This window comes from Staphylococcus caprae (assembly GCF_003966625.1).
GTDB lineage: Bacteria > Bacillota > Bacilli > Staphylococcales > Staphylococcaceae > Staphylococcus > Staphylococcus caprae.
Map to the genome: position 1 here is coordinate 1,408,234 of NZ_AP018587.1, position 11,733 is coordinate 1,419,966.

Genomic DNA, 11,733 nt, shown 5'->3' on the forward strand with positions numbered 1-11,733 from the left:
ATATACATACTTCGTTCAACTTTTAATCATCATATACGTGATGACATTACCTTGATTTAATATCAGTTTCATACACACTAAAGAAATTCATCAATCAAGCTTGTTGAACAATGCACTTTTAATTAGTAGAATAAAAGAAGTTAAAATTAACAATGGAATGAAAGGTGACCTAATATGGATTTAAATTTTGATTTATATATGAACGGGGTTGTAGAACAAGCACGTAACGAAATTGAAAATGCTGGTTACGAACAATTAACAACTGCTGATGAAGTAGATAATGTATTAAAACAAGATGGCACATCATTAGTCATGGTTAACTCAGTTTGTGGTTGTGCTGGTGGTATTGCACGTCCAGCTGCGACACATGCTTTACATTATGATAAATTACCGGACCGCTTAGTAACAGTTTTCGCTGGTCAAGATAAAGAAGCGACACAACAAGCAAGAGATTATTTCGAAGGTTATGCACCATCAAGCCCTTCTTTCGCTTTAGTTAAAGACGGTAAAATCACAGAAATGATCGAACGTCACCAAATCGAAGGTCATGATGTTATGGATGTTATCAATCAACTGCAAGGCTTATTCGATAAATATTGTGAAGAAAGATAAGAGGCAAGTAACCCATGTTAAAGTTAAATCCTTATAAGATTGGATTTAGAACTCTTAAAACCGCTGTGGGTATGACGCTCGGCGTCATCATTTGTAAACTTCTAGGACTAGACAACTATGCTTCAAGTGCGATTTTAGTTGTGCTTTGCATCAAACATACTAAAATGCATTCTGTTCAAGCTATTATTTCACGTATAGTCTCATGTTTATTAATTTTGTTTTTAGGCGCTGCTATATTTAGTTTATTAGGTCAACATGCATTAGTATTAGGACTCATTGTACTGTTATTTATACCTTTAACAGTTGTGCTTAACGCGCAAGAAGGTGTGATAACGAGTTGCGTTATCTTACTGCATGTATTTAATGCTAAAGCAATTAATGGCCACCTCATTATTAATGAAATATTGTTATTAACAGTAGGATTAGGTATTGCGTTCATTATGAACCTTATGATGCCTAGTTTAGATAAAAAATTAAAACGATATAAAAACGATATCGAACATCAAATCACAGATGTATTTACGATATTTAGTAACGCTTGTTCTATACGTAAAGATCAATTAGATATAAAATTTGAAGCTTTATTATTTAATATTAAAAAGGCGAAGTCATTAGCTTTTAGGGATGTTAAAAATCATTTTGTTAGAAATGAAAACTCTTATTATCACTATTTTGATATGAGAGAAGAGCAAGTTGAGTTATTAAAAAGAATGACCCATCTTATCGAAAGCATATCGACTGATGATCCTATACTTGGTAAAATATCTCAATTAATGACAGAGATTGGTAGCAACGTTAATAGTAACGATTATACAGCTTTGCGACTCCATTCGCTTTATGAGATTCGACTATCCCTCGACGAATTACCACTACCAACTACACACGAAGCATTAAATTCACGTGCTAATATTATTCAAATCTTGAATGAACTGGAAGAGTATTTGAATATTAAATCTCAGTTTGGTTCTTTAAAATTGCATAGTGAAATATAAATTAAACCGTTACATTAAACTTTATCATTGAGTCTAATGTAACGGTTTTCTCGTTAATTCATTATTGGTGCTAAACTTGTCAATAATAAGGCTAAAACGACTGCAACGAGCATGACAACAATAATGATACGTAAAACTTTGTTATTCAATTCTAAATTCCTCCACATATGGTCAAATCGCTTCTAAACATCAAACGCGATTCAAAATACGCTATTATAAAGTAACCATAAATGATTTATTTCTAAAAAGCAATCAATTTATTTTTGATAAACTTTAAAGTCAGTTAAAATAAGTTTATATACGAAAGGGGATTTTGCATTCATGATTAACAAAGAACGTATACTTAACACATTTCTAGAATTAGTGAAAATTGATTCAGAAACAGGCAATGAACAAACGGTTCAACCTATCTTAAAAGATAAATTTGAAAGTTTAGGCTTACAAGTCAAAGAGGATCATGCTTCAAGTATAGAAGGTTTAGGAGCTAATAATTTAATATGTACATTACCAAGTAACATTTCAGATAAGAAAGTTCCGAAACTTTATTTTACGAGTCATATGGATACAGTCGTACCGGGAATAAATATCAAGCCTCAAGTTAAAGATGATGGTTACATTTATTCTGATGGGACGACAGTACTAGGCGCTGATGATAAAGCTGGATTAGCTGCATTAATTGAAACGATTGAACAAATTAAAGAACGAGATTTACCTCATGGTCAAATTCAATTTGTCATCACTGTAGGTGAAGAGTCAGGATTAGTTGGAGCTAAAGCGTTAGATACTCAATTATTAGATGCCGACTTTGGTTATGCAGTCGATGCAAGCAAGGATGTGGGAACAACTGTAGTTGGCGCTCCTACACAAATGAAGATTTACACAACCATTAAAGGTAAAACCGCGCACGCAAGTACGCCAACCAAAGGTGTTAGTGCGATTAATATTGCAGCTAAAGCTATTAGCAGAATGAAATTAGGTCAAATCGATAAGTTAACTACAGCTAATATAGGGAAATTCCATGGTGGTTCGGCTACAAATATCGTTGCGGACGAAGTCATTCTTGAAGCTGAAGCACGTTCTCATAATGATGAAAGTATTCACACACAAGTCCAACATATGAAAGAAACCTTTGAGGCGACAGCTAAAGAATTCGGTGGAGAAGCACATGTTGAAATCGAAACGAGCTATCCAGGATTTAAAGTTGAAGATGATGAGGATGTAACAAAATACGCTAGAGCAAGTGCCGTTGCTTTAGGTCTTAAAGGGGACACTTGCATTGCTGGCGGTGGCTCTGATGGTAATATTATGAATAGATATGGTATTCCATCCGTCATTTTAGGTGTAGGTTATGAAAATATCCACACAACATCTGAAAGAATTTCAACGAATGATTTATATATGCTAGCTAGTCAAATCTTAAAAATCATTGAACTTGTTACTGAGTAATACGGTCTTTTAGTAATTGTTAAGAGACGTTTTATGTTACAATATTATTGAAAATTTTGAACAAGAGAGGTAAGTAATATGACACAACAAATAGGAGTAGTAGGTTTAGCTGTAATGGGTAAAAACCTTGCTTGGAACATCGAATCACGTGGATATAGTGTTTCAGTTTATAACCGTTCAAGACAAAAAACGGATGAGATGGTTGAAGAATCACAAGGTAAACAAATCCATCCAACATACTCTTTAGAAGAATTTGTTAATTCTTTAGAAAAGCCCCGTAAAATCTTATTAATGGTTAAAGCTGGTCCTGCTACCGATGCAACAATTGATGGCTTATTACCTTTATTGGACGATGATGATATTTTAATCGATGGTGGTAACACTAATTATCAAGATACAATTCGACGCAATAAAGCTTTAGCTGAAAGTGGCGTGAATTTCATCGGAATGGGAGTATCCGGTGGTGAAGTAGGTGCATTAACTGGACCTTCATTAATGCCTGGCGGACAAGAAGATGCTTACCATAAAGTAAGTGATATCCTAGACGCTATTGCAGCTAAAGCTAAGGATGGCGCATCATGTGTCACATACATTGGACCAAACGGTGCAGGTCACTACGTTAAAATGGTACACAATGGTATTGAATATGCTGATATGCAATTAATTGCAGAAAGTTATGCAATGATGAAAGACTTATTAGGCATGTCACATGAAGAAATTTCTAAAACATTTAAAGAATGGAATGCTGGCGAGCTAGAAAGTTATCTTATCGAAATCACTGGCGATATCTTTACCAAGTTAGACGAAGATAAAGAAGCACTAGTGGAGAAAATTCTTGATACTGCTGGTCAAAAAGGTACTGGAAAATGGACTTCAATTAATGCACTAGAATTAGGTATTCCATTAACAATTATTACTGAATCAGTATTTGCACGTTTCATTTCTTCAATTAAAGAAGAACGAGTAAATGCGTCAAAATCTTTAAATGGACCTAAAGCTTCATTTGATGGTAATAAAGAAGAATTTTTAGAAAAAATCCGCAAAGCTTTATATATGAGTAAAATTTGTTCTTACGCGCAAGGTTTTGCTCAAATGCGTAAAGCGAGTGAAGATCATGAATGGAACCTTAAACTTGGTGAATTAGCAATGATTTGGAGAGAAGGTTGTATCATCCGCGCTCAATTCTTACAAAAAATTAAAGACGCTTATGATAACAACTCAGAGTTACAAAACTTATTATTAGACCCTTACTTCAAAAACATTGTGACTGAATATCAAGATGCTTTACGTGATGTAGTTGCAACAGGTGTGAAAAACGGTGTTCCGACACCTGGTTTCTCAGCAAGCATTAATTACTATGATAGTTATCGTTCAGAAGACTTACCTGCAAACTTAATTCAAGCACAACGTGATTACTTCGGAGCTCACACTTACGAACGTAAAGATCGTGAAGGTGTATTCCATACTCAATGGGTTGAAGAATAATTAATATAATTGATTCAATAACTAGCCTTACTCATTTAATGTTGAGTGAGGCTACTTTTTTTAGCGATTTAACGCAAACGTTTGCATTGATATCGGAAAGGAATTATCATAATAAATGTAAACGCTTTCTATTTTAAAAAAGAGGTGATTTCTCACGGTAACAATTAAAGATGTCGCACGGGTTGCACAAGTATCTCCATCAACGGTTTCCAGAGTCATTCAGAACCATCCAAGCATTAGCGACAAAACTATTGCACACGTTAAAGCAATCATGTCTGATTTAGGTTATATCCCAAATTTAACAGCACGTTCGCTCATTACTAAAAAGACAAAAACAATTGGTATTATTTTAAAAAGTGCTTCTAAAGATGTTCGACAAAATCCTTTTTATAGTGATGTATTGCATGGAATTACACAACGATGTAACGAAGAAGGATATGCTATCAAAAGTACGATATCGACTTCAGAAGAAAGTCTTTTTCAAGAAGTACAAGGGATGATACATACGCATGCTGTAGATGGATTTATTTTACTTTTTTCTAAAAGTAATAATGTAATTAAACAATTATTAATCGATGAAGACGTTCCGTTTGTGGTTATTGGTAAACCATTAGATGAAAAAGACCAATTTATCATACATATTGATAATGATAATGAAAAAGCAGGTCATGATTTATGTAGTTATCTATATCATAAAGGCCATCGTCACATTATTTTCATCAATGAATCAGGTCAATATGCTGTGACAGATGACAGGTCTACCGGTTTCCGCGATGAAGCGCGTCAAAGAGGTATAACTCACGAAATTTTAGAAACTGAAAATAATAGAGATAGTATACAAACTCTATTGCAAACATACTTTATGAATGAAGAACTTTCAGTTAGACCAACAGCAATCATATCGTCTGATGGCGTCATTCACCATACAGTGTTAAGTGTATTATATAACTTAAATATTCAAATACCTGCTGATGTATGTACTGCAACATTCAATGATTCTCTATTAACAGAAATGGGAAGTCCTCCGCAAACAACTGTGAATATTCATCCCGTTGAACTTGGAAACAAATCAGGAGAGAAAATTATACAATTATTAAATCAACGTGAAGTATCTAAAGATAACTTATGGATTCCAACTACAATTATTGAACGCGAATCTACAAATAACATGAAGGAGTGATACAAGTGAATAAACAATGGTGGAAAGAAGCAGTCGCATATCAAGTTTATCCGAGAAGTTTTAATGATAGTAATGATGATGGTATTGGGGACTTACCAGGTGTGATTGAGAAATTAGATTATCTTAAAGATTTAGGTATAGATGTTATATGGTTAAGCCCGATGTACAAATCGCCTAACGATGATAATGGTTATGATATAAGTGATTATAAAGCGATTATGGATGAATTCGGAACAATGGAAGATTTCGATGAGCTATTATCGAAGACACATGAACGTGGTATGAAATTAATTTTAGATTTAGTTGTAAATCATACTTCCGATGAACATCCTTGGTTTATCGAATCTAAATCAAGTAAAGATAGTCCTAAACGAGATTGGTACATTTGGGAAGACCCAAAGGATGATGGCACAGAACCTAATAATTGGGAAAGCATTTTCAATGGATCAACTTGGGAATACGATAGCCATACAGGTCAATATTACTTCCACTTATTTAGTAAAAAGCAACCCGATCTAAATTGGAATAACCCTGATGTGCGTAATGCAGTCTTTGAAATGATGAACTGGTGGTTTGAAAAAGGTATTGACGGTTTCCGTGTCGATGCAATCACTCATATTAAGAAAACATTTGAAGCAGGTGACTTGCCTGTCCCAGAAGGTAAAACGTATGCACCAGCCTTTGATGTAGATATGAATCAACCAGGTATTCAAGACTGGCTACAAGAAATGAAAGACAAATCTCTAAGTCAATACGATATTATGACAGTAGGTGAAGCGAACGGTGTAAATCCTGATAATGCTGAAGAATGGGTAGGAGAACATAAAGGTAAATTTAATATGATTTTCCAATTTGAGCATTTAGGATTGTGGAGTACTGGCGACACGCAATTTGATGTGAAGTCGTATAAAGACGTATTAAATCGTTGGCAGAAACGTTTAGAAGGCATGGGATGGAATGCCTTATTTATTGAGAATCATGACCAGCCTCGACGCGTGTCTACTTGGGGAGATGACCAACAATTTTGGTATGAATCTGCAACGAGTCATGCTGTCACATATTTTTTACAACAAGGAACACCGTTTATCTATCAAGGCCAAGAAATTGGTATGACAAATTATCCATTCGAAAGTATAGAAACGTTCAATGATGTTGCAGTTAAAAATGAATATCAAATTGTTAAAGAACAGGGTGGAGATGTGAATCAACTCTTAGATAAGTATAAAATGGAAAATCGAGATAATTCTAGAACGCCTATGCAATGGAACGATTCAATGAATGGCGGTTTTACAAAGGGTACACCTTGGTTCCCTGTGAATCCAAATTATAAAACAATTAATGTCGAAAAAGAGAGTAAAGATCCACATTCTGTACTTAATTTCTATAAAGCTTTAATCCAATTGAAGAAATCTGATGACATTTATACTTATGGGCAGTTTGATTTAGTCGATGAAGAGAATCCTAACATTTTCGCATATACACGCACGTTAAATAATCAAACTATACTTGTCGTTGGTAATTTAACCGATCAAGTCAGTCAACTTAACGTTCCTTATCATTTGGAAAATGACAGCCAAGTGAAGTTACACAACTATATCAATCACGCTATCAACTTTAATCAAATACAACCGTACGAGGCCTTTGTTGCGGAAGTATAAAATATCAGTAAGCATAAGTATGGGCAAAATCATACGCAGATCCCCGTACAACAACAAATCGCTTCCACAAGTATCAACACATTCACGCAACAAGCTGAATAAACCATACCATATTCCTCAACATAAAAAAGGAGTGGAGCAACGAAATTATATTCGTTGCTCCACTCTCTAACTTTTGTCATTTTCAAATTTAGTCTAGTTCTTCTAAATCATAAACTTCTTGTTTAATAGGCAACCACAATTGAATCTTAGTGAACGGGTCATTAAATGAAATATCAAGTGGATACACCTCAACATACAAACTGTTCCGCTCATACGGTAACGTGAGTTGCAAACTTGATTCAATATAATACCACGCTTCATTCGTAGCGTAATCAATTTCACCTTGTAAATTAAATGTTGCATAATGTCTGCCTGGTAGAAATCTACTCTCTAAATGTGCTGGATAACGTTCACTTGGTACGCCTACAAATATCTCCAATCCTTCATCAAGAGGACAACTAACAACAAATAATTCATATGGACTTACATCGTTGTATCTTCTAAGTTCTTTAATATGACCTTCAACGAGTAAATCCTCTAAGAAATCCGGTACATTGAAAGGGTTTGATAAATGCTTTGTAGGAATAAACCTTGAATACCCAACTAGAGAAATATCCTCAGTTTCTTGAAGTCTATATGTATATGGTGCTCTCTCTGTCGTTGATAATTTAATATATAATCTCTCTTGAAATTTAAGCTCATCTTTTTTTGTTGAAGCTTGGATAGGTGAAATCCCATGAAAATCACTAAAATCATTCGCAAAGTCATTTGAATTCGCATAGCGATATTTTTTAGCTACATCCATTAAACGACTTGCGCCATGTATCACATCTGTAGCAGCTATCGTCATTCTCCGAGCACGTGCGTATTCCTCTGGTGATTGACCGACAATCATTTTGAAAGATTGATCCAAATGATACGGCGAAAGACCAACGTAATCACTAAGTTCTTGCAAATTAAACGGCTCTAATAGACGATCTTCAATATATACGATTGCCTGTTGTATTTGCTTGATAACGTCCAAAACTTTCACTCCAATTACTTTCAATCATAATCATTATTGTACATTATTTTTAACTAAGATACACCTTAAAGCTATAGTATTTTTAAAAATAAAAAAGTGAACGACAAAGGTCTATAAAGTTGAAGTGGCAAAGTAGTTATCAACCAACCATTCGAATTAGACCTATCATCATTCACAATATTGTTAATATGACATAATCATTATCATTAAAAAATAATTACACCACTGAAATACTTATATTCAATACACTTTAATGAATATCGTCCCACCAGTGATTACCATCACGACTTAATAATAAATCACTTTCTAATGGACCGTTCGTACCTGATTCGTAGTTAGGGAAGCAAGGTTCGACCATTGTCCATTCGTCTTGAATAGCATCTACAAATTTCCATGTAGATTTTAATTCTTCCCAATGCGTAAAGTTTGTCGCATCACCTTTAAGGCAATCAAAGAGTAAATTCTCATATGCATCTACTGTGTTCATTTTATCTTGTGCACTCATCGCATAGGAAAGTTGCACAGGTTCAGTATCAATACCTTGAATATTTTTCTTCGCATTTAAATGTAATGACACACCCTCGTTAGGCTGAATATTAATCACAAGTAGGTTAGAATCTAATAATTTATCTGTTTCATAGTATAAATTCATTGGTACTTCTTTAAACTCAACAACGACTTGAATGGTTTTAGATTTCATACGTTTTCCCGTTCTAATATAAAAAGGAACACCAGCCCATCTAAAGTTATCGATTGTGAGCTTACCTGATACAAATGTTGGTGTATTAGAATCTTCAGCTACACGATCTTCTTCACGATATGGTTTCACTTCTTTACCTTCAATGATTCCTTTATCATATTGACCGCGCACAAAATTCTTTCTTACTTCTTCAGGTTTTAATTGACGTAATGATTTAAGAACTTTAACTTTTTCTGCTCGGATATCTTCACTATTTAAACTAATAGGGGCTTCCATTGCTAATAAAGCAACCATTTGTAACATATGGTTTTGCACCATATCTTTTAATGCACCACTAGATTCATAGTATCCTCCACGGTCTTCAACACCTAGAACTTCTGAAGATGTGACTTGGATATTTGAAATGTATTTATTATTCCATAACGGTTCAAACATCGCATTTGCAAAGCGAAGAACTTCAATGTTTTGTACCATATCTTTACCTAAATAATGATCGATACGATAAATTTCTTCCTCTTTAAATGAACGTCTAATTTGATTATTAAGTGATTCTGCAGATTTTAAATCACTACCGAAAGGCTTTTCAATGACTAAACGTTTGAAACCAGTCGTATTCGTTAGACCTGACGACTTTAAGAAATCAGAAATAACACCAAAGAATTGTGGTGCCATCGCTAAATAGAACAGGCGATTGCCTTGTAATCCAAATTCAGAATCTAATTGATTGCTAAATTTTAATAATGAATCATAGCTTTCCTCATCACTGACATCTGTTTTGTGGTAAAACACATGATTCATAAATTCATCAATTCTATTCGTATCTTCGACGTGCTTTTGAATTGATGATTTAACTTGATTGCGGAACTCATCATTTGAATAATCGCGACGACCTATACCGATAATCGCAATGTGCTCATCTAAATTGTCTTGTTGAAATAAATGAAATATAGAAGGGAATAACTTTCTGTGACTAAGGTCACCAGTGGCACCGAATATTGTTATTAAACAAGGGATGTGTTTACTTTTAGTACTCAAGATTAAAACCTCAATTCTTAAATAGATATATGATGAATGATGATTTACTCACCGATTTTACGATAGTATTTATGCTTTTATTTTTAATAAATATATCATCTTACTAGATTATTATATTATATGATAACCGTCACTTGTGGTCATCAAATTTGCTTGAAATTAAGCACAATTTATTTTTTTGAAAATGAACACACAAATCACTTCACATCATGAAACGAGAAACCAATAATCAAAGATAGAGGTTGGGACATAATCAATTGTCTCAACCTTCTTTAACATATTGGCAGTAGATGTCTGAATTGAAAGTGCGCTTATATCAAGCTTCTTTCAATCCTAGCCATCCTTGCCGGCGGGGCCCCAACATAGAGAATTTCTTTTTAAGAAATTCTACAAACAATGCAAGTTGGGAGAGGGACAACGAAAATAATTTTGATAAATTATATTTCTGTCTCACTCCCTCATACCTTAACAATACAAATTAAATCTCCGAAATAGCAAGCATAAGGAACTAATAATTCAATAAAACGTATGAATAGAGATGATCCAACAAATAAATGACAGTTAAAAAATAATCACAACATATGATAGAATATATGAAGAAGAGGAGGATCATGCATGGAAGTTACATTTTTCGGTACGAGTGCAGGGCTACCGACTAAAGAGAGAAATACACAATCCATCGCTTTAAACTTAGAACCATATTCAAATTCAGTATGGTTATTTGATGTGGGCGAAGGAACGCAACACCAAATCTTACATCATTCTATTAAGTTAGGAAAGGTAGACCATATCTTTATCACTCATATGCATGGCGATCATATATTTGGTCTTCCTGGATTATTAACAAGTCGTTCTTTCCAAGGTGGGGAGAATAAACCGCTAACTTTAATCGGACCTAAAGGAATTCAAAATTACATAGAAACTTCTTTAAAATTATCCGAATCACATCTCAATTATCCAATTACTTACATCGAAATAAATCAACAATTTACATATCATCATGAAGGGTTTACGGTTAAAGCCGAATTGCTTAATCATGGTATCACGTCATACGGTTATCGTATTGAAGCACCCACAACACCAGGTACCATTGATGTGGAAGCATTAAAAGCGATAGGATTAAATCCTGGACCTAAATATCAAGAAGTTAAGGTTCAAGATACCTTCGAACATAACGGTTTAATGTATCAATCATCAGATTTCAAAGGTGCAGCGAAACCAGGTCCTGTCGTAGCAATATTCGGTGACACGAAACCTTGCGACAATGAATATATCTTAGCTCAAGATGCTGATGTCATGATTCATGAATCAACTTACATTGAAGGTGAAAAGACACTCGCCAACAACTATCACCACAGTCATATAGATGATGTATTCGACTTAATCAAGAATGCGAATGTAAGAAAAAGTTTAATCACACACATTAGTAATCGTTATAACATTGAAGAAGTTGAATCTATTTATGAAGCATTAAATAATCAATCAGATGTACCAAATTTTTACTTTGTTAAAGATTTTGATACTTATAAAATATAAAACAAACGCTTTTCTCATCAAAC

General features: G+C 34.1%; 10 protein-coding genes. 7 read left to right on the top strand and 3 right to left on the bottom strand.

Going from position 1 to position 11,733, the window contains the following annotated elements; translation table 11 throughout:
* The first annotated feature begins 174 nt into the window (after nucleotides 1-174).
* Together brxB and JMUB898_RS06850 are read left to right on the top strand one after the other, a co-directional pair.
* Entirely contained in the window at nucleotides 175-612 is a 438-nt protein-coding gene (gene brxB / locus JMUB898_RS06845) for a bacilliredoxin BrxB (protein WP_002443031.1), read from the top strand.
* 14 nt (nucleotides 613-626) lie between these two features.
* Complete coding sequence (locus tag JMUB898_RS06850) at nucleotides 627-1,604, top strand: aromatic acid exporter family protein (protein ID WP_002443028.1); 978 nt, start codon at nucleotides 627-629, stop codon at nucleotides 1,602-1,604.
* Nucleotides 1,605-1,657: 53 nt separating this feature from the next.
* Here JMUB898_RS06850 and prli42 read toward each other — a convergent pair whose 3' ends face one another.
* A complete protein-coding gene (gene prli42 / locus JMUB898_RS12650) occupies nucleotides 1,658-1,753 on the bottom strand; it encodes a stressosome-associated protein Prli42 (RefSeq protein ID WP_152333550.1) in 96 nt (31 codons plus the stop codon).
* A gap of 172 nt (nucleotides 1,754-1,925) precedes the next feature.
* Between prli42 and JMUB898_RS06855 the strand changes: the two genes are divergently transcribed.
* From JMUB898_RS06855 to JMUB898_RS06870, 4 genes are all read left to right on the top strand, one after another.
* Nucleotides 1,926-3,050, top strand: a complete 1,125-nt coding sequence (locus tag JMUB898_RS06855; RefSeq protein WP_044466722.1) for a M20/M25/M40 family metallo-hydrolase — start codon at nucleotides 1,926-1,928, stop codon at nucleotides 3,048-3,050.
* A gap of 78 nt (nucleotides 3,051-3,128) precedes the next feature.
* The gene (gene gndA, locus JMUB898_RS06860) at nucleotides 3,129-4,535 is read left to right on the top strand and encodes an NADP-dependent phosphogluconate dehydrogenase (RefSeq protein ID WP_002443023.1); all 1,407 of its coding nucleotides are present in this window, start codon (nucleotides 3,129-3,131) and stop codon (nucleotides 4,533-4,535) included.
* A gap of 163 nt (nucleotides 4,536-4,698) precedes the next feature.
* Entirely contained in the window at nucleotides 4,699-5,715 is a 1,017-nt protein-coding gene (locus tag JMUB898_RS06865) for a LacI family DNA-binding transcriptional regulator (protein ID WP_065427764.1), read from the top strand.
* A gap of 5 nt (nucleotides 5,716-5,720) precedes the next feature.
* Nucleotides 5,721-7,373 (top strand): glycoside hydrolase family 13 protein, encoded by a 1,653-nt coding sequence (locus tag JMUB898_RS06870; protein WP_037541472.1) that lies wholly within the window; start codon nucleotides 5,721-5,723, stop codon nucleotides 7,371-7,373.
* A gap of 190 nt (nucleotides 7,374-7,563) precedes the next feature.
* Here JMUB898_RS06870 and JMUB898_RS06875 read toward each other — a convergent pair whose 3' ends face one another.
* Nucleotides 7,564-8,439 carry an AraC family transcriptional regulator gene (locus JMUB898_RS06875; RefSeq protein ID WP_037541470.1) on the bottom strand — a complete coding sequence of 292 codons (876 nt, stop codon included), beginning with the start codon at nucleotides 8,437-8,439 and terminating at the stop codon, nucleotides 7,564-7,566.
* Nucleotides 8,440-8,689: 250 nt separating this feature from the next.
* On the bottom strand, nucleotides 8,690-10,174 hold the full coding sequence (zwf, locus tag JMUB898_RS06880) for a glucose-6-phosphate dehydrogenase (RefSeq protein WP_002443014.1): 1,485 nt from the start codon (nucleotides 10,172-10,174) through the stop codon (nucleotides 8,690-8,692).
* A gap of 615 nt (nucleotides 10,175-10,789) precedes the next feature.
* Between zwf and rnz the strand changes: the two genes are divergently transcribed.
* Entirely contained in the window at nucleotides 10,790-11,710 is a 921-nt protein-coding gene (gene rnz, locus JMUB898_RS06885; RefSeq protein ID WP_002443013.1) for a ribonuclease Z, read from the top strand.
* The last annotated feature ends 23 nt before the right edge of the window (nucleotides 11,711-11,733 follow it).